The sequence below is a fragment of the Paenibacillus sp. FSL F4-0097 genome (assembly GCF_038593125.1).
GTDB classification, from domain to species: Bacteria; Bacillota; Bacilli; order Paenibacillales; family Paenibacillaceae; genus Paenibacillus_AQ; species Paenibacillus_AQ odorifer.
On record NZ_CP151965.1, the window covers coordinates 1701142 to 1721834 of the forward strand.

The 20693-nt window shown below is 45.2% G+C and carries 14 protein-coding genes and 1 pseudogene; 11 read left to right on the forward strand and 4 right to left on the reverse strand.

Features of this window, described 5'->3' with window-relative positions; translation table 11 throughout:
- Positions 1-72: 72 nt before the first annotated feature.
- Positions 73-1630, forward strand: a pseudogene (locus MHH86_RS07480) (IS3 family transposase).
- Between the two features lie 89 nt (positions 1631-1719).
- Here the strand turns inward: MHH86_RS07480 and MHH86_RS07485 are convergent.
- On the reverse strand, positions 1720-2247 hold the full coding sequence (locus MHH86_RS07485) for a hypothetical protein (RefSeq protein WP_036675687.1): 528 nt from the start codon (positions 2245-2247) through the stop codon (positions 1720-1722).
- Between the two features lie 236 nt (positions 2248-2483).
- Between MHH86_RS07485 and MHH86_RS07490 the strand changes: the two genes are divergently transcribed.
- Positions 2484-5159, forward strand: a complete 2676-nt coding sequence (locus MHH86_RS07490; protein WP_342479670.1) for a YhgE/Pip domain-containing protein — start codon at positions 2484-2486, stop codon at positions 5157-5159.
- An 82-nt stretch (positions 5160-5241) separates the two neighbouring features.
- Here MHH86_RS07490 and MHH86_RS07495 read toward each other — a convergent pair whose 3' ends face one another.
- Positions 5242-6216 (reverse strand): aldo/keto reductase family protein, encoded by a 975-nt coding sequence (locus tag MHH86_RS07495; RefSeq protein WP_036675684.1) that lies wholly within the window; start codon positions 6214-6216, stop codon positions 5242-5244.
- Positions 6217-6282: 66 nt separating this feature from the next.
- On the opposite strand from MHH86_RS07495, the gene MHH86_RS07500 reads away from it, so the two are divergent.
- The gene (locus MHH86_RS07500) at positions 6283-6990 is read left to right on the forward strand and encodes an SGNH/GDSL hydrolase family protein (protein WP_051490864.1); all 708 of its coding nucleotides are present in this window, start codon (positions 6283-6285) and stop codon (positions 6988-6990) included.
- Positions 6991-7031: 41 nt separating this feature from the next.
- Here the strand turns inward: MHH86_RS07500 and MHH86_RS07505 are convergent, their stop codons facing one another.
- Positions 7032-7802, reverse strand: coding sequence for a DeoR/GlpR family DNA-binding transcription regulator (locus tag MHH86_RS07505; protein WP_076225117.1), 771 nt, complete (start codon positions 7800-7802; stop codon positions 7032-7034).
- 241 nt (positions 7803-8043) lie between these two features.
- Between MHH86_RS07505 and MHH86_RS07510 the strand changes: the two genes are divergently transcribed.
- From MHH86_RS07510 to fucU, 4 genes are read left to right on the forward strand one after another with little or no spacing between them, the layout of a single operon-like run.
- Positions 8044-9810 carry an L-fucose isomerase gene (locus MHH86_RS07510; protein WP_341001563.1) on the forward strand — a complete coding sequence of 589 codons (1767 nt, stop codon included), beginning with the start codon at positions 8044-8046 and terminating at the stop codon, positions 9808-9810.
- 29 nt (positions 9811-9839) lie between these two features.
- Positions 9840-11285: a rhamnulokinase family protein gene (locus tag MHH86_RS07515; protein ID WP_342479671.1), complete on the forward strand. Its 1446-nt coding sequence runs from the start codon at positions 9840-9842 to the stop codon at positions 11283-11285.
- 20 nt (positions 11286-11305) lie between these two features.
- A complete protein-coding gene (locus MHH86_RS07520) occupies positions 11306-11956 on the forward strand; it encodes a class II aldolase/adducin family protein (RefSeq protein WP_038569477.1) in 651 nt (216 codons plus the stop codon).
- Positions 11957-11967: 11 nt separating this feature from the next.
- Positions 11968-12396 carry an L-fucose mutarotase gene (gene fucU, locus MHH86_RS07525; RefSeq protein WP_036675675.1) on the forward strand — a complete coding sequence of 143 codons (429 nt, stop codon included), beginning with the start codon at positions 11968-11970 and terminating at the stop codon, positions 12394-12396.
- A gap of 75 nt (positions 12397-12471) precedes the next feature.
- Here fucU and MHH86_RS07530 read toward each other — a convergent pair whose 3' ends face one another.
- Positions 12472-14463 (reverse strand): beta-galactosidase, encoded by a 1992-nt coding sequence (locus MHH86_RS07530; RefSeq protein WP_036675674.1) that lies wholly within the window; start codon positions 14461-14463, stop codon positions 12472-12474.
- A gap of 264 nt (positions 14464-14727) precedes the next feature.
- Between MHH86_RS07530 and MHH86_RS07535 the strand changes: the two genes are divergently transcribed.
- The 4 genes from MHH86_RS07535 to MHH86_RS07550 are packed head-to-tail and all read left to right on the forward strand — an operon-like array spanning position 14728 to position 20688.
- Positions 14728-15699, forward strand: coding sequence for a sugar ABC transporter permease (locus tag MHH86_RS07535; RefSeq protein WP_036675672.1), 972 nt, complete (start codon positions 14728-14730; stop codon positions 15697-15699).
- Between the two features lie 17 nt (positions 15700-15716).
- Entirely contained in the window at positions 15717-16601 is an 885-nt protein-coding gene (locus MHH86_RS07540) for a carbohydrate ABC transporter permease (RefSeq protein WP_076130713.1), read from the forward strand.
- A gap of 34 nt (positions 16602-16635) precedes the next feature.
- A complete protein-coding gene (locus MHH86_RS07545) occupies positions 16636-18222 on the forward strand; it encodes an extracellular solute-binding protein (protein WP_342479672.1) in 1587 nt (528 codons plus the stop codon).
- Positions 18223-18273: 51 nt separating this feature from the next.
- Positions 18274-20688, forward strand: coding sequence for a helix-turn-helix domain-containing protein (locus MHH86_RS07550; RefSeq protein WP_080742433.1), 2415 nt, complete (start codon positions 18274-18276; stop codon positions 20686-20688).
- Positions 20689-20693 lie beyond the last annotated feature (5 nt).

The following is a 20693-nucleotide window of genomic DNA, read 5'->3' on the forward strand; positions in this document are numbered from 1 at the left end:
TGATATGATATGCTCCCCATATAGTAGACAGGTGAAATAATAAAAACCTGTCGCTGTATGGGGAGCATTTTTATGGAACAAAAGAAGTATACAGCACTGGAAAAGTTAACGATTCTCCAAGAAATTGAACGGGGCGACATTGGTTTGAAAGCTGCGGCCCGGAAGTATGGAATATCCAAAAACTCTATAGTGAAGTGGCGGCAACGTTATCAATTGTATGGATACGAAGGGCTGGAAGTCCGAAGCTACAATCGTACGTATTCTGCAGAACTTAAACTCTATGCCGTTAAGGATTATCTCGAGGGAGGATTGTCGCAAAACCAAATCATCTGCAAGTATAAGATTGCAAGTGCAACCCAACTCGCCAACTGGATTAGGAAGTATAATGGTCATAGCAACAGCTTACAGCTCATTCAGGAGGAACTAAAGCTATGACCAAAGGACGCGTAACCACTTGGCAGGAACGGATAAATATCGTGCTGTACTGCCTTTCGAACGGAGAAGACTATGCGAAGGCGGCAAGCCATTTTCACGTGTCTTACCAACAAGTATATAGCTGGGTAAAGAAGTACGAAGCAGGTGGTGAAGAGGCATTACGAGACGGTAGAGGACGCACCAAAGCGCCTGAAGAACTTACGGAAGCAGATCGCCACAAACTCGCGATGCAAAAGCTGGAATACGAGAATGCACGCCTGCGTGCGGAGAATGCTTTTCTAAAAAAGTTAGAGGAACTCGAAAAGAGGAGGCGTTAAGAACCATTCGCCAGGTGAATATCTACCTGGCCATTCAGGCTGTTCAGCAGGAACAGTCTTGCTCCATTCGGCTTTTGTGTGACATCGCAGGGATTTCACGGTCAAGTTATTACAAATGGTTGAATCGCAAACCCAGTTTTCGAGAGGCTGACAACGAGAAACTGACAGAGGCCATGCTCCTCTTGTATGAGAAGGTGGAACGAACCTTTGGGTATCGCCAATTGACCCTGCATTTGCGCAGACAAATGGATAAATCTATTAACGCAAAGCGAGTGTACCGGCTGATGAGATGCCAAGGTATCCAGTCAGTCATCCGCAGAAAGAGAAAGAAGTATGTAGGCTCCACGCCTCAGCAGGTTGCAGAGAATGTGCTGAACCGTAATTTTGAGGCTGAAGCTCCAAACCAAAAATGGGTAACGGATGTAACGGAATTCAAATACGGCAACGGCAAGAAGGCGTATTTAAGTGCAATAAAAGATCTGTATGACAAGTCCATTGTTGCTTACGTTCTGGGTCATTCCAATAATAATTCGCTAGTTTTTAACACACTGGAATTAGCTTTGCAGGCAGCACCGGAGAGCCGAACCTTACTCCATAGCGACCGTGGTTTCCAGTATACCTCTCTGCATTTTAAGAAGATGCTGGACGATGCAGAACTGAAGCAAAGCATGTCCCGAGTAGGCTGCTGCATTGACAATTCGCCGATGGAATCCTTCTGGGGAACATTGAAATGTGAGAAGTACTACTTACATACCTACCAGACCTTTGAAGAACTCCAAACAGATATTGATACCTACATTCACTTTTATAATAACGAACGGTTACAGGCAAAACTAAACGGCCTCAGTCCCATTGAATTTAGGACTAAGGCCGCTTAAACTACTTTTATTTTTTGTGCTGTCTACTTGACGGGGTGCAGTTCACCATGTAGATGGCTGCTGAGTAACCCTCTTTCTTATGTTGCACCTTAAGGTATATATTGTTGAACGATCGAAGTAATTACGCCGTCCTGAATGGTGATGTGATACGGGAACTGGCTCAAGTCGATGACATCCGTATTATTAAATTGATCCATAAATTGCTGTAAGGTGATGGACTCATTCCAGTTGATATCCAAGTCTTCCATGTTGCCAGTGTGATCAAAAATTTGCAACGTCACTGTGGCGTTATCCGCTATCGGATAAGTTGTTAGAGTATCAACATCATTTACAATATAATAACTGTCTGGAGCTCCGCCGATTTCTGCTGCAGCTTCTGGATCTCTTTCAGCAAAGATTCGATCGGCATCAGCACCCTGATACCAGTTTATTTCATCGGTCGTACCGGAGAGCTTGCCATGGTCGGATTCAATAGTATGAAAGTAAACTGTTTGATGCTGGGTCTTGTCACTATCTTGCGCATCTACCCGTGTTCCAACGGTACTTGCAGAAGTAATGAGGGAAAGAAACAACAGAACAACAACCGGTAATACATACGCTGACTTTTTCTTAAACATTATTAATCTCCCCCTTGAGATATGTAAGACGTTGTATAAAACTTATTACCCGCTCCGTTTTTTCTTAAACGGGTTTTATATTACTCTTTACGTGAGAAGAGCAGTTTTTGTTGCATTTTTTTAAAAGTTTTTTTAAAAAGCAATGAGAAGTCACGAGTTCCCTAAAATGAATAGTAAAAGCTTATCTCCTCGGGCATATTAAAATATCAAAACATGCAGATTAGGGGGAGCAGCGAATGGGCGGAATACTACGGATTTATAGGAACGATTGGCGTAACTTATTCAGAGTTCCTGTGGCCGTATTGCTGGTTGCCGCTTTGGTGGTATTGCCCTCCGTGTATGATTGGGTGAACGTTGCGTCAGTATGGGATCCTTATAGCAATACTTCTGGCATTAAAATTGCTGTTACCAGCTTAGATGAAGGTACTAAGGTGCAGGAGAAGGATTTTAATATCGGGAATGAGGTCATGGAAAGTCTTCGGAGCAATAAAAACCTGGGCTGGACCTTTGTAGATACAGAGACTGCACATAATGGTGTCAAACGCGGAGACTACTATGCCAGTATTGTTATCCCTGCTAATTTCTCCAAACGAATGACTGGAATTCTTGATGGAACGATTGTGAAACCAGAAATCGAATATACCGTCAATGAGAAAATAAATGCGATTGCTCCTAAAATCACGGATAAGGGCGCCACTTCAATCACCACACAGATCAGTGAGAATTTCACGGAAACGATTAGTGAGACGGTATTTACTGTTTTAAGTCAAATCGATAAGGAATTTCAATCTGAATTGCCCATTATACGCAAGGTAGAAAAAGGATTGTTTAAATTAGAGGCGAGCCTCCCAGAAATTGAAACCGCAGGTAAACGTGTATTGAAAATTCAGGAAAATTGGCCGCAGATTCATGCTTCAGCAGAGCGTATTTCCACATTGGAGAATAAGCTGCCAGAGGTGGAAAAAGCGGGTGAGGCTTTAGAGAAAATTGCTGAGCATTGGCCGCAAATCGCGAGTGCCTTAGATCATTTAGGAGGGCTACAGGACAAGCTGCCCAAGATTGAAGAAGCGGCACAGCTAATCGTTCAACTTGATAACCATTATGGTGAAGTTGAACAGATCATGGCTCAGGCCTCGCAAGGTCTTACGGAAGCGCATAAAATCGTTAATGCTGCCTTAACAGCACTGCCTGAGGCAGAAAAGATTGCCACTGCCGGAAATGATTTTGTTCTGGAACTTCAACAATTTTTGGAGAAGAGCAGTGCTGCATTTGAAGCTGTTCCAGCAGCTATAAAACAGAATCTTAATCTCCTACAGCAAACGGAGAACTCAGTGGTCAAGCTTGCTGAACAGTTAAAGGGAGAGGATAACGAGCCGCAAGCTGTACGTGAGCAGCTGGAGTTACTCTCAGCACAGTTGGCTGCAGGAAGCAGCGTGATTGAACACACACTTTCTATGTTAAATGCATTGAACACATTTTCACCTGAAACAGTGTCTATTGCTGATCTTGCAGCATTGAAAGGTGTAGACAGTGTTTTGAACAGTCAGAAGTCCTTGGTAAATGCTATGGCGGCTGACGTTCAGAATAAGGATAACGCTGATTCCAGTGCAATTAACCAATTGTTCCTAAAGTCTGGTCTTGGGAAGCTGGCAATTGCGAAGCTTATCTCAGGGTATGATTCGTCGACTATCCCTGCCATAAAAAATACACTGGAGCAAATAACTTCGGCGGCAGATGTCACAGCCTCCGCATTGCAGCAGGTGCCAGATCGCATACCCGCGCTGGGTACCCTACTGGAAGAGACGATGTCGGCGATTGAGTTCGGGCAGACAAGCTTAGCTGGTCTGCAGCAGGATTTGCCAGCTATACGCGAAGCGGTCCACACAGCAGCCAGTGGGGTTGCCGATCAGACCCAGGGCTTTGGTGCTTTCATCCGAGATACGCTTCCGCTATTGGAGAGCAGCTTACCTACTGCAGGGGAAAAGATACAGCAAGCTGCGAATTTCGTGCGTCAGGATCTGCCTACTGTAGAAGAGCGGGTTCATCAGGTCTCGGAGTTGATTCGTACAGGACTCCCCCGTGCAGATAAAGGAGTGGCGCTTGCCGCAGATTTGGTGAGAAATGATCTTCCAGTACTGGAAGACTCGATTCGAAAAGCCGCTTCCACGATCCGCCAAATTAAAGAAGAGATTGATCTGGGGGAAATTGCGCAACTGCTCGGAGGAGATATTAAGAGCAAAAGTGATTTTTTGGCCAATCCGGTAGTGTTAAAAGAGAATAAGTTATATCCTATTCCGAATTACGGCTCAGCAATGACTCCTTTTTATGTCGTACTTTCCTTATGGGTCGGAGGCACACTGCTTGTCTCTCTTCTCCGCACAGGTGTGGATACGGGGGGGCTAACGTACAAAAGATATCAATTGTATTTTGGCCGCCTGCTGACCTTCCTTACGGTGGGAGTTCTTCAGGGGCTGGTGGCTGTCCTTGGCAACATTTTTATTCTGCACTGTTATGTGGTGAATAAGGTGTGGTTTGTACTTTTTGGAGTGTTAATCAGCATCGTGTTCGTAACCATTGTATTTACGCTTGTCGCTGTATTTGGCAACCTGGGAAAAGGGATAGCGATCGTATTCATGGTGCTTCAATTCTCTAGCTCCGGCGGTACATTTCCGATTAGTACGACTGGGCGTTTTTTTCAAATATTAAATCCGTATATGCCGTTTACCTATGCAATTAGTCTGATGCGGGAGTCGGTTGGGGGAATTCTGCCGGAAGTGGCGATTCGTGATGTGATTTATCTGATTATCTTCGGTGTGCTGGCACTCTTGCTGGCATTACTCCTCAAGAAACCACTGGAGCCTTTTATCCATAAGGCTTCTGAACAAGCCGAAGAGTCTAAATTGATTTCTTAAAGAAAAAGAGGATGTGCCTAAGCCATGGTGATGGCTTTTGGCACAACCTCTTTTGTGTACTATATGGCAAGTGTGCAATAGGTTATCTTGCAGGAGCAAAATCAGCTACTGGCTTAAGAATCTCCTCGATCTGCTGTAAAGTATCAGCGGAGAGTACCGCATCTACAGCTTTGGCGTTTTCTGCAACTTGTTCTGGCTTACTGGCACCAATTAATGCTGAACTTACACCAGGCTGGCGCAGGATCCAAGCCAATGCCAATTGCGACAGCTTCAGGTCTAAACTGTGAGCGAGTTCAACCAGCTGTCCAACCACAGACAACACATCATCACGGAGGTAGCTGGAGATTACACCATTAACTGAATTATCCGCAGCACGGGTTCCTGCTGGAGGTTGTTGTCCCGGTTTATATTTGCCAGTCAGAATTCCTTGCGCCAGTGGAGAGAAGACCACTTGGCCCAACCCCTCACGCTGGGATACTTCAAGGACCTCGTCTTCAATATAACGTTCGAACATATTATAGATGGGTTGATTGGAGATCAGTGGACGCAGATTCAGTCTGCGGCTGATACCAGCAGCATTAGAGATTTGGGCTGCGCTCCATTCGCTAACAGCGGAGTAGAGAATCTTGCCTTGAGCTGTGAGATCATCCAGTGCGCGTAGAGTCTCCTCTACAGGGGTCTCTGTATCGAAGCGATGACAATAATATACATCAATATAATCAGTGCCTAAGCGGCGGAGGCTGGCCTCGCATTGCTCCATAATGTGCTTGCGGGACAAGCCACGGTTATTAACATCGTCTCCCATGGGGAAAAAGACCTTTGTGCTTAGCACATAAGATGATCTTTCATAGGAACGTAGAGCAGCACCCATCGCTTTTTCGCCTTCGCCACGGTTATATGCATTAGCCGTATCAAAGAAATTGATACCGCATTCAAAAGCTTTGCTTATACAAGCATCGGCTGCCTTTTGCTCTGCTGCGGTTCCATATGTAAGCCAACTGCCTAGTCCGATCTCACTGATTTTGAGCCCTGAATTGCCTAGTCTTCTATATTTCATTTTTCTCTTTCCTCCTTGTATTCTATATGATAACTTTACTTGTATTATAGGAGACATTCAAGTTGAATGATTAATATACTAGTAATCAAGGAGATGAAAGATTCAATGACTAATCCAGCTACTAAAAAATCAAAAGTGATCTTATTTCAGGGTGACTCCATTACGGATGGGAATCGAGGTCGTGATGAAGACCCGAATCATATTCTTGGACATAGCTATGCGTATATCATCGGAGGCAAGCTAGGGAATGAGCGGGCAGAAGAAAATCTGGTATTCTATAACCGCGGAGTGAGTGGAGATCGAATCTCCGATTTATATGCACGCTGGAATGAAGATGCAATTAGCTTGCAGCCTGACATCATTAGTATATTGATTGGGGTAAACGATATTTGGAGAATGATGAAAGGGGAACCAAGTGGAGTTACGGACCGTTTTGAACGCGCTTACCGTCACGTACTTGAAGAAACACGTGAAGTTCTGCCACATACGAAGCTGGTTTTATGTGAGCCTTTTATTTTAAATACCGGAGCTCCAGCTGAACAGTGGACAGAATGGGAAGCGAAGATTACACATTATCAGGGAGTGGTTAAGCAGCTGTCTGAGCAATTTGATACAGTTTATGTACCTCTACAGGATGCTTTCAACGCAGCTGCAGAGAGAGCAGAGGCAGCCTATTGGCTGTGGGACGGCGTTCACCCGACGACTGCCGGGCATGATCTGATTGCTGGGGAATGGCTGAAGGTCGTTTTGGAAAGTGGTCTTTTAAACAATTAAGTTATAAAGTCATTATCTCTCTTTATCTATGCACCTACTGATCACTCAGCGGGCGCATAGATAAGAGATACATGGTAATTATTTAAGAAATCGATCCATTCCTCAGAAGGCTTCTGATCTGTAACGATATAATCCACTCTATCAAAGCTGAACAACTTAATGAACGCGGTCCGGTCAAATTTGGAGTGATCTACGAGCAGAACCACTTTATTCGCCTGCTGCTGCATAAGCACCTTCAGTTCGCTTTCTTCTTCATTTGAATCACTTAGACCGCCTGTCATGGACAATGCTTTACAGCTGAATATGGCTACATCCACATTATATTTTCGAATTGTCTGTGAAGCGGTATTTCCAACAAAGGAGCTGGTCTCGGGGCCTAAAATTCCACCTGTGGAAATCAGCTTTTGACCGGAGTGTTGAAATTCAGATAATACCACTAGAGAGTTCGTAATAATTGTCAAATTGTTTTTCTCCTCAATAATTCTACGCAAGGCTTCAAACACCGTTGAGCTCGTATCCGTCACCAAGCTGTCTCCATCATTGATTAATTGCAGTACATTATCGGCTATGATTCGCTTCGCTTCAATATTGACCTGATGCCTGCTGGTATAGGAAGGATCTTCATTGGTATGGGCGTTGAGAATGGCTCCACCATAATTTTTTTTGGCAAGACCTTCTTTGTCCAGTTTATCTAGATCCCGCCGAATGGTCTCTTCCGAGACGTTGAATTTTTGCGCTAGCTCTGCGACATGGACCTTCTTCTGTCTGTAAAGCTCATTAATAATTAGATCCCGTCGTTCAAATGCTTTCATTCGTTCACTCACCTTTATATATAAATCGTCTGCTTTCTAGTGTACTACATTGTTGTTTAAATCTAAAAATAATTACATATTCACATAAAACCACAATATATAATAATTATATCACATAAAACCACACTTTTGTTTAGGTAATATGTTGTTTTGTGTTGACTAAAGCGCTTGCAGATTTTATGATGAAGGTGAAATAGATCTATTAACGATGACTCTAAGATGATCTTGAGGAGGAACGGCATTGATAGAAAACTATCCGAAAATTGGTATCCGCCCAACCATTGATGGCAGAAGAAGAGGCGTTCGTGAATCACTGGAAGAGCAAACGATGGGCATGGCTCAGCGGGTGGCTAAGTTTATTGAAGCGAATTTAAGGTATCCAAATGGGAGTCCTGTAGAGTGCATCATCGCCGATTCTACGATCGGTGGTGTTAAAGAAGCTGCTGCGGCGGCTCAGAAATTCTCCGGGGCTAACGTAGGGGTGTCGATCACCGTGACGCCTTGCTGGTGTTATGGCTCAGAGACAATGGATATGGATTCATCCATTCCGCATGCCGTGTGGGGATTTAACGGAACGGAACGGCCGGGTGCTGTGTATCTAGCTGCTGTTCTCTCTGCGTATGCTCAAAAGGGAATTCCTGCGTTTGGTATCTATGGTGAAGATGTTCAAGAGTCTAGCAGTGAAGAGATTCCAGTGGATGTGCAGTCTAAATTGCTACAGTTTGCTAGAGCAGGCTTAGCAGTTGCTCAAATGAAGGGGAAATCATATTTATCTATGGGTTCTGTTTCGATGGGGATTGCGGGTTCCATTGTGAATGAACAATTTTTCCAAGAGTATCTGGGCATGCGCAATGAATATATAGATATGTCTGAATATGTCCGGCGCTTTGAAGAAGAGATTTATGATAAAGAGGAATTTAAGCGGGCGCTTGCCTGGACTAAAGAAAACTGCCAAGTTGGCGCTGATAATAATCCGCAGCATCTGCAAATCAGTGCAGAAGAGAAAGAGAAGCAGTGGGAGACTTGTGTGAAAATGACATTGATCGCCCGCGACCTGATGATCGGCAATCCGGTTCTCGCTGAGCTTGGTTTTGAGGAGGAAGCTAACGGCCACAATGCAATTGTTGGCGGTTTCCAAGGCCAGAGACAATGGACGGACCATTTCCCTAACGGCGATTTCATGGAGACGATGTTGAATTCTTCTTTTGACTGGAACGGCAAACGGGCACCTTATCTCGTAGCGACAGAGAATGACAGCCTGAATGGGGTAACGATGCTGTTCAATTATTTGCTTACGAATACAGCACAAATTTTTGCTGATGTCCGAACCTTCTGGAGTCCCGATGCCGTTAAGCGAGTGACGGGTCATCAATTGGAGGGAGAAGCAGCTCACGGAATACTGCATCTGATCAACTCTGGTTCGGCAGCGCTTGATGGCACAGGTGAGCAGAGGATAGAGGGTAAGCCTGCAATCAAACCGTTTTGGGAGATTTCAGACGAAGAGGCTGAGGCTTGTCTAAGCAATACACAATTCCGGCCAGCTTCTCAAGAATATTTCCGAGGAGGCGGCTTCTCTACCGATTATTTAACCAAAGGCGGAATGCCGGTTACTATGGCTCGCTTGAACCTGGTGAAGGGGCTTGGACCTGTTCTTCAGCTTGTTGAAGGTTACACTGTAGAGCTGCCTGAAGAGGTTCATCATATTTTGGATCAAAGAACAGATCCGACCTGGCCGACGACCTGGTTCGCTCCTAAGCTAACTAACAGTGGTTCATTCCAATCGGTATATGATGTCATGAATAATTGGGGCGCGAATCATGGGGCGATCAGTTATGACCATATCGGGGCGGATCTAATTACGCTGGCGTCGATTTTGCGTATTCCAGTAAGTATGCATAACGTTGAGGAATCACGTATTTTCAGACCACGGGTGTGGTCGTTATTTGGGACGGAGAATCTGGAAGGAGCAGATTACAGAGCCTGTCAGAATTTCGGACCGCTATATTAAAATCTTCTTGTGAAGCAGGTGTGCGTGAAATGGGTGATACGATTAAGCTTCTGGCTATGGATCTTGGCGCCAGCTCCGGAAGAGTGATGTTGGGATTGTATGACGGTAACACCCTTCGCATGGAAGAAATTCATCGGTTTGCTAATACCCCGGTGTATATTGGCGGGCATTTGTATTGGGATGTTTTGAAGCTCTTTCACGAAATGAAAAAAGGAATCCAGAGAGCTTATAGGGCGCGTGGAAAATTGAGGTCTCTAAGCGTGGATACGTGGGGAGTCGATTACGGTTTTATTGATAAAAGAGGGATGTTGCTCTATTCCCCCCATCATTATAGGGATAAGAGAATGGGAAGTCATCGTCTAGGGTTGGAGGTACTGCTTCCGCCAAGGGAGCAATTTAGCGTTACTGGTATTCAACCGAGCTTGATTAATACGGTTTATCAGCTGTTTGCTGATTTTCAGGATAATGATTCTCTGCTAGAGGTCGCAGATACTATTTTAATGATGCCAGACCTGTTCCACTATTTGTTCTCTGGTATCGCGGCAGCAGAAAGCACGATTTGGAGTACAAGTGGCTTAATGGACGCTGTATCTGGTGAAGTCTCTACTGAAGTATTTAGCAGGCTTAGTATCCCGGTTAGCCTAGTGCCACAACAGGTTCAATCGGGGACGGTCATTGGTCCTATCCTTCCGGTAATTCAAGAGGAGCTTAGCGTTGGTCCAATGGAGGTAATTGCGGGTGCTTCTCATGATACGGCTTCAGCAGTAGCTTCCATTCCGTATTCTCTTAAGGATAATGCAGCATTTATAAGCTGTGGAACATGGTCGATAGTGGGCATGGAGACGCCTGAAGCTGTCATTACAGAGAAAAGCTATGAATACGGATTCACAAATGAGCAGTGTTACGGCCAATCTAATCGTTTGCTCAAAAATATAACGGGACTATGGATTTTGCAGGAGCTGCAAAGGAATTGGGCAGAAGCGGGAAAATACGTCAGCCAAGGCCAAATGGTTGAGCTAGCTGAAACCATAAATCATGCCCCAGCAATTATTGATCCGAATGATGAACTGTTTAGTACACCCGGTGTGATGACCCAACGGATTAGAGAATATTGCGAACGAACAGGCCAGCAAGCCCCCTACACGAAAGCTGAGATTATTCGCGTCATACTTGAGAGCTTAGCAGAGTCCTATCGCCATACGATTAACGAAATGGAAGAGATCACCGGCAAAAAAATCAATATCATTCATATGGTCGGTGGTGGGATTCAGAATGAACTGCTCTGTCAGCTTACCGCTAATATTACGGGGAGAAAAGTTGTAGCAGGGCCTGTGGAAGCCAGTGCAATTGGTAATATAATTATTCAACTGGCTGCCCTAGGGGAATTGGAAATCTCCGAGGGCAAGCAGGTAGTGGAAAGATCTTTTGCCTTTAAGACATATCAGCCTTCTTTGATGAAGGTTTGTGAAAAATAGGATGCGAGGAGAGAAACCCTATGGATACATTGGAACAAAAATTACGTTTGCAGATTTGTGATATCGGGAGAAACCTGTTTAATAAAGATTTTATCGCGGCTAATGATGGGAATATTTCTGCTCGCTTATCAGAGAATGTAATTCTGACTACCCCCAGAGCGGTGAGTAAGGGATATTTAGAGCCTCATATGCTTGTGAAAGTGAATTTGCAAGGTGAAGTCCTTGAAGCAGCTGAAGGCTACAGACCCTCAACGGAAGCAAAAATGCATCTAAGAATTTATAATGAGCTGCCAGAGATGAAGGGTGTGGTCCATGCACATCCCCCGTATGCTACTGCATTTGCCATAAAAGGTGAGGCGCTCGACAAGATGATGATGCCAGAGTCGGTGATTATGATCGGAGATATTCCATTGGCGGAATATGGAACACCATCGACGGAAGAAATTCCAGATTCACTGATGCCTTTCCTGGGCAAAAAAACTGCGGTCCTGCTCGAGAATCACGGAGCCCTTACTTGGGGAGAAGATGTTATGGAAGCATATCTGAACATGGAGCGGCTTGAGTATACCGCCAAGCTCACCTTCATTACCCGGATGATTGGCGGGGAGAGAGAATTGCCGCAGCATCGGATTGATGAGCTGGTAGCGTTGCGATCATTTTATGGGAAGTAAAGAGGTGCCTTATGTTAAAAGGAATTCCTAAGCTGCTGTCTCCGGAGCTGGTGCGCATTCTGATGGAAATGGGTCATGGGGATGAGCTTGTATTGGCTGATGCGAATTATCCCGGACATTCGTTGAATCCGAGGGTACTGAGATATGATGGCATCGGTATTCCTGACCTGCTGGATGCCATCTTAGAGTTGTTACCTCTGGATCATTATGCAGAGCAACAGGTGGCTTTTATGGCAGTGGTGGCTGGAGATCCAACTGTACCGGTCATCTGGTCCACATACGAGACTATCATTGCCAAGCATGATGCTGAAGCGACGATTAAACATGAGGAACGTTTTGATTTCTATAACCGTTCTAAGCAAAGTTATGCGGTTATAGTTACTGGTGAAGAAGCATTGTATGGGAATGTTATTCTTAAAAAAGGCGTTATTAAAAGTTAAAATAACGGAAATGAAGCCGCTAACCGCTTGGGTGACCAAGGAGTTAGCGGCTTTTTATGCTGTAAGGATAAGTATTTATAACCGGATTACTCTGTACTCATATGCACCAAGGGAGAGGGGGCCGCAGGCCACGGATTTGCCTGAGAGAACATCATGTCCGTCCCGCGGGAGTGTGAGACTTCCCCCGTGTCCATCCATATTTACAATGGTCCACACTTCGGTACCTTGGTCATTGCTTCTAGGGCAGACAAGGGTTCCCTTAGTGACATCACTGCGTACGGTAACACCAGTACGTTCTGCATAATGATCAATAAGTTTACATAACATTAGGTCACCTTCTTCACCGGCAGGCATTGAACCCAGCATAACAATAGTACCTTGTCCGTAAGGCTGCTCCGTCAGGAAGGACAAACCCGGCGTCACCCCCTCCGTAATCATTCCGAGACTGGAAGCGGACTCTGAAACGGGTTCAAAAACAGAACTCCACATGGACAAGGGAGCAGATACCCCAAAAGCGTGTCCAATCGTGCCTGTTAATTCCAGCGGATAGATAAACTTAGTTTTGACTCCTGCTAATCGCTCCAATTCCCCAAGTCCGGCATTCCTATGAAGGGTATGCTCCTTCGTTCGTCCTCCGGTAAGAGGACCGACAATCCAAATCCCGCCAGCTGCTGTGAAGGCCAGCGCACTTTCCACATACTCGGGGGACAAATAATGTACGAATGGAGTGAATAACAGCTTGTATCCGGTTAAGTCACCGCCTTCGGGCAGCAGATCCCGGTGAATACCCATATGTAGAATTCTTTTGTAGAAATCGCCCAGCAGACTACGATAATTTAGCTTCCGATGAGGTTCAGTTGCGAGATAAGCTTTGGTTCTGTCCGAATAGGTAATCGCAACATCTGCCCGAAGGGGCCGGGTGGAGAGCATAATTTGTTCAATTTCTTGCCGTGCTTGATTGGCCTCCAGCACATTATCGTACCCTAGAGCGGGTTCTCCCCAGGCACTAAGGATCGAGCTATGTGTTTGTTCACTTCCGGAAGTATGCTGGCGCCAGAGCCAATAGCAAAATGCACCTGCACCCAGCGCATAGGCGGCAACCGCTTCTGCCTTCAGATATCCGTTCGGATGTGGCACACCAAAACTTACTAGAGATGCGGCAAACGAGGGTCCTGTCTCCATTATCCAGAAATCTTTTCCCGGCTTGAAATTTCGCCATAGATCACAGTTAAGCAGATAAGCATGCATATTTTCCTGTGAGGCATAAGTGTCGTAGGCGGCAAAGTCGAGATTCTGAAATAGCCGCTCATTATCTAGATGAAAAGCGACACTGCTGTTGTGGGTAATTGGTGCAGAGGAGTGGCGGCGGATAATATCAGCCTGCTCATCGGCGAATTCAGCGATTTTTTCCATTGAAAATAAGCGGTACATCGTCCGCAGAGATGAATTGTGGAGGAAAGGTGCGGGTCCTGGCTGTGGCACCTGATCAAAACGTTGATAAGTTTGGCTCCAGACGGCTGTTCCCCATGCCTCATTCAACTTTTCAATGGAGCTGTAGCGCTGCTGCAACCAGATATGCCATAAGCCTTTACAGGTCTCACACATGCACTCCGCCACATGCGCTTTGAATTCGTTATCGAGCTGCCAGGCGGTTAACCCCGGAAGTGCTCCGGTCTCCTTGGCAATATGCTCCGTAATGATGGCAGCCCGCTCACGAAAATAAGGATTGTTCGTACAGATATGCTGCCGTGCTCCATGTCCCATTACCGTTCCGCTCTCATCCACATAACAGCGCTCAGGATGTCCATGGGTAAGCCAAATGGGGGGTGTAGGTGTCGGCGTACACATTACTGTGTCAATTCCGTTTCTATGTAACCTTTCGATATATTTCACGACGGGACGGATATCAATCTTATCTTCTTCTGGCTCCAAGGCAGACCAAATGAATTCTCCGATTCGTACGATATTAATCCCCGTTTCTTTCATTAGGAGGATGTCCTGCTCAAGCACCTCTTCACTCCATAGCTCGGGATACCAAGCAGCACCATAGTATAACTTGTTCTTCAATTCAGCTCCCCCTTTAAGGCAAACATTTGCTGGAAATCATCACTTGGAATCATAGGTTGTTAGGGTCTTGCGGGCAATAGTAAACTTTTGCGCGGTTTGGACTTTTTAGATAAAATGGGATTTTTAGCTTATATAGAGCGTTCAAAAAAGTCCGATTGCTGGAAAAAATCACTAGCAGCATAATAGGAGTCGCAGTAAGGGTGATTGCAGTAATCCATGGCTACAGTAATCGCGAGCTGTACATGACAAATGGAGGTGAACAGGATGAAGCACGTAACAGTTCCGGGAACTGCAGAACAACAGCCAAAACCGCAGACCTATCGAAATATCCGGGTAAGAAGATGGAAACGTTTTAAACGTGATAAATGGTTATATATTCTGCTGCTCCCTGGAGTCCTTTATTTTCTTGTTTTCAAATATGTTCCGATGTGGGGCGTGCTGTTGGCTTTTAAGAATTACCAGCCGTTTCTTGGTTTTCAGAAAAGTGAATGGGTAGGTTTTGAGCATTTTCGTGTTTTTTTCCAGAATCCCGATTTCTTTATGCTGCTGCGCAATACGTTATTGTTATCTTTTTATAATTTGATTTTCTTTTTTCCGGCGCCGATTATTCTGGCACTGCTTCTAAACGAAATACGGCTTTCCTTCTATAAAAAGACGATACAAACGATGATTTATGTTCCGCACTTTATATCCATGGTCATTGTGGCCAGTATGAGCTATGTATTTCTAACTACGGAAGGCGGGACTGTAAATGAGTTTTTGTATACGTTTACAGGCAGGAAAATAGACTTTCTAGCTAATCCCGACTGGTTCCGTCCATTGATTATTCTCCAGACGATCTGGAAGGAGTGCGGTTGGGGGACAATTATATTCCTGGCAGCGCTGGCCGGTGTAGATGTGGAGCAATATGAGGCTGCGGTAGTAGACGGTGCGAACAGGTGGCGGCAGATTTGGCATATTACGTTGCCTGCTATTCGCAGTACAATCGTTATTTTACTTATTCTTCGGATGGGAACGATTTTGGATAACGGTTTTGAACAAATTTATTTAATGATGAATGCTCTTAATCGTGAAGTAGGTGAGGTGTTCGATACCTATGTATACGCACTGGGAATCACCCAGGGAGCTTTTAGCTACAGTACAGCTGTTGGATTATTCAAATCAATAATCGGTGTGACGCTTGTGCTCGGGACGAATTGGATCGCCAAAAAATTTGGTGAATCCGGACTTTATTGAGAAGGGAGAAGCTTGCTGTGGCCAAACAATACAAGAGTACGGGTGGAACTGCATTTGATATATTCAATTATATATTTTTAGGGATTATTGGAATCGTAGCGATTCTCCCTTTCCTCTTTGTGGTTTCGGGCTCCTTCGCTACAGATGCGGAAATTACTAAACGTGCCGTATTCCTGATCCCAACCACGATTTCATTTGACGCCTACCGATTTATCTTTTCAACAGATACGATTATGCGCAGTATAGGGGTTTCTATTTATGTTACGGTAATCGGAACTGTCGTTAATTTATTCTTCACGGTAACTATGGCTTATCCGATGGCAAAACGATATCTGATGGGCCGTAATTTGGTACTCAACCTTGTTATTTTTACGATGCTGTTCGGTGGAGGAATGATTCCAACCTATCTCGTCATTCGGGAACTGCATCTGCTGGATACGCTCAATTCTCTTATTTTACCGGGAGCAATTAGCGCCTTTAACCTGATTATTGTCAAAAACTTTTTTCAGGAGCTGCCTATAGAAATGGAAGAAGCGGCGCGTATTGATGGTTGTTCTGAGCTGGGCTTGTTGTGGAAGATAGTCCTTCCGTTATCCAAACCGGTTCTTGCTACATTTACGTTGTTCTATGCTGTGGGACATTGGAACAATTTCTTCTCGGCACTGCTCTACATTACGGATCCGACAAAATGGCCTTTGCAGGTGATGCTGCGACAGATCGTAATGTTGTCCCAATCTGCAGCTGGCGATATGAGTTCTATGGATCCGAGCTTTGTGCAGCCACCGGAGCAGTCGATTAAAATGGCGGTTATTGTAGTAGGTACTCTACCAATTTTATGTGTGTACCCATTTCTGCAAAAACATTTCGCTAAAGGGGTGATGCTGGGTTCTGTTAAAGGATAGCAAACTTAACTTATTCCAATTTGGAGGTATAATAATGGAAGCTAATCGTTCGGTAAAAAAGAAGCGCTGGTTGTTACTTTTACTTGTGGCTATGATGGTTACCACTGTTGTTGCAGGTTGCTCAGGTAATGAATCTGCAGGTTCTAACAGCAAAAGTGAGGGGAGTAGTAATACTGGAGAAGAGAAAAACGAGTCCCCGCTGGATCTGACCCTCATGCTGCCGATATTCAAAACAAATTATCCGAAGGATGGCAGTCCGGTTGCTGCTGAACTGGAGAAACAGACCCACACAAAAATCCACTTTGAGTGGGTCCCGAACGCATCTTATGCAGATAAATTTAATATTACGCTAGCTTCTGGGAAGCTGCCGACTATTATCTACGTGGGGGATGTTAAGGCTTCTAGTTTTGTGAACGCTGCCAAATCGGGCGCATTCTGGGAAGTAGGGCCTTATCTTAAGGATTATCCGAATTTAAGCCAAGCGAACCCGGTTATTCTGAAAAACTCGGCTATTGATGGGAAGAATTACGGAATCTATCGGGGGCGTGTACTCGGCCGTAACGGTATGGTTTTCCGTAAGGATTGGCTGGAGAAGGTGGGGCTGCAAACACCGCAGACGGTAGATGATTTCTACAATATGCTGAAAGCGTTCAAGGAAAAAGATCCAGACGGCAATGGTAAAGAGGATACTTATGGCATGGTGCTGGTCAAATGGAGCAGCCAGTGGGCCAGCGGTTTTGATACCATTAAGTTATGGTTTGGAACACCGAATAAATGGGGCGTGCAAGATGGCAAGCTGGTGCCTGAGCATGAATATCCAGAATATTTGGAAGCGCTTAAGTTCATGAAGAAGCTGTATGATGAGAAATTGATCAACTCCGACTTCGCAGTTATGGATAGTGCCAAATGGACAGATCCGATCGTGAACAATAAGGCAGGAGTAATCGTCGATGTGGTCGATACAGGCGCCCGGGTGGATGATAAAATTCACGCTGCGCTAGAAAAAGAAGGCAAAGACGAACCGGATAAACATTATGTAGATGTAAGCGGGGGCGTAACAGGTACGGATGGCAAGCTACATACATTGCCGACCTCTGGTTTCTCGGGCATGCTGGCTATTCCAAAATCATCTGTGAAGAGTGAAGAAGAACTGAAACGGGTACTGGCTTTTCTAGATCAAATCAATAATCCGGAATTACAAACGATGTTAGGTTTTGGTTTGGAAGGTACTCACTACACTATGGTGGATGGTTTTATTGAACGCTCCAAAGACACTGTCCTTCTGGAGTCAGAAGTGGAAGGGTTAAACCAAATTCTGGCCTTTATACCTGAGGACAAATCCAAGACTGTAGCTCAGACACCGCTGCGGCTTAAACAAATCGAAGTTCAGAAAGCAAATGAAGCTTCGATCGTGGTTAATCCGGCAGAGGCCTTTATTTCCACAGTATATTCGCAAAAGGGCGCTCAACTTGACAATGTAATTAATGATGCACGCATAAAATATATTGTAGGACAAATTGATGAAGCTGAATTGAAATCAGCATTTGATGTATGGAGAAAAACAGGTGGAGATGATTTAGTTAAGGAAATGAACGAGTTATACGCTAAGGCTGACCGCTAGATCCTTCCTAGTGCTTTTATCCGGCTGGAAAGGATCTGAGGAGCAAAACGAATGTGGTTCGATTGCACTTCAAATTTATCTGATTCGGCTGGTGAGAGCATAGTGATGAGAAATGTGGCGAAATGGAAGCGTTATACAAAAGGCTGGTCAGGCTGTAAGGGCCGATATTATCGTAAAAATCTGATCATTATGCTGGTGGTGTCATCCATTCCGGGGTTTATTATTGGTGCGCTTGTCTACTGGATGGCAGGGGGACGCCTGGAGAGCGAGCTGCTGCAGATGCATAACAGGCAGATTGAACAGCGGGCGGCTAATATTGATGATCAACTGTCCAATCTGGAGCTGATGCTGGCACATTGGGCCTTTGATCCCAAGTTTGATTACAGCTTGAATGGCCTTGATTTTATTCAGGATCATGAGCGGGCTTGGGATATTACGAAGACACTCGTAGTGATGCAGGGCTCAAACACGATGACGAGTAACGTTGAACTCTATCTATCAGGAGATCATCCATTACTATTTAATCCCGAATATGGCACGATTGACTCCAGCGCGGTATCGGGTCAATATGACAAATTGATTGATACTGAACAAAGCACCTATTGGACGCAGTGGGCATTCGATCCCAATAAACCAAATGTCAAAGAATTAACGCTTGTCCATCATATTCCGGGCGGAAGCTTGAAGCCCTTCGGGGCTCTTTTGCTCCGCATGGATACGGAGAAAGTAGCTGCGATGCTACGAACTATGACACCTTATAATAGCGGCGAGACATTTTTGCTGCAGACGACGGGGGATTTGTACGTATCTGCTGGAGACAGTGCCGAGGATTCTCCCTTACTTACCGCATTGCATAATGAGATTGTGGAACGGGGCGCGAACCATGAGTCAAATCTTGAGTCCTCTTTTCTCTTCGACTGGGGTAAGGCTACATATGCAGTGACTTATGGTGAGTTTTCCCGACTCTCCGCAGATTGGCTCTATGTGTCCGCTTCACCGATAACCAGCATAACTTCACCTGTCGTCTTCATTTCAAGACTGATATTTTTAGTTAGCTTCAGTGCTTTGCTGCTGGCGGCGATTCTGTCTTGGTTTGCTTCCCGCAAAATCTATTCACCGATAGGACGTTTGCTGCAGACTTTGTTGCCTGACCAAGCGGCGGCTGCGAGTAGGGAGGATGAGTTCATTCTGATTGAACGACATTGGCAGAACTTGCACGGGGAGAGCCATGCCCTGAAGTACACTCTTTCCGAGCAACTTCCACATGTGAAGGAAAGCTTCCTGCATCAGCTGTTTCAGGGGTATTTATATTCTTATTCTGAGCAGGATCTGCAAAGCCGGATGCGGCGTTTTAAGTGGGAAGTAGAGGATTGTCATTATATTATTCTTTATATTCAGCTTACAGGCATCTCCAGCCAGGAGGGGAAGTTCCGCAACGGTGATGAAAGTCTTGTATCATTCGCCGCCGTCAATATTATCGGAGAATTGTCTGCCGAGCACTTTAAGCAGGCTGATATTATCAATTTCCATGATCTCACGGCAGGATTACTTCTTATCGAACCCGTTGCGAATCCATCGCTGGAAGCGGTGCAAGCCTTTAGCGAAGAACTGACAGGAACGATTAATCGCATGTTAAAAATGAGGGTAACAGTGGCGTTTAGTGCACCGGTTGGAAGGATATCCGGTATTCCGCTAGCGTTCGAGGCTGCGAAGCAAGCCGCTAGTTATCGCCAGTTTGGTGGTGAGAACCAGATTATTAATATGGAGCTACTGGATCGTGAGGGGCAAAGTACGCCAGAACCGCAATATTCGTTCACTTTGGAGCGCGGAATGATTCAGGCCCTGCGCACAGGAGAAGCGGAAGAGGCTTACCGGCTGTTGGAGGAATTTCTGGAGGCACTGTGTGCCAATGGGGCAAAAGTGATTGATGTGCAGCAGGGCATGCTTCATTTGTTAGGCAGTATTCAGCACGCCATTATGGTCTCAGGCATTCATCCAAACCAACTGTTCAAAGGGGCTAATCTGTACGCGGCACTGTCGCAAATTCATGAGCCGAAGCTTATCCTTGCCTGGTTTCAGGAAAAGGTAGTCGCACCGTATCTGACGGAGCTGAGCGAGCGTTCTGATGCCGGAATCAAACGGACGATTGAGCATGCCATGATGTATATCAATGAGCATTATATGGATAATATTTCGCTGGATGGATGTGCGGATTATACAGGGATCAGCCCATTTTTACTGAGTAAATCATTCAAACGGGTCACCGGGAAAAATTTCATTGATTATCTGACCGAATTGCGGCTTGATAAAGCCAAGGAGTTGCTGCGTGATACCTCGCTGCGAATTAACGATGTAGCTGAACAGGTGGGTTATCAGCATAGCTATTTTAACCGGATTTTTAAGAAACAAGAGGGAATAACTCCAAGCCGCTATAGAGAGCTAAGCCATAATAATGAAGCTCTTTAAAAGTA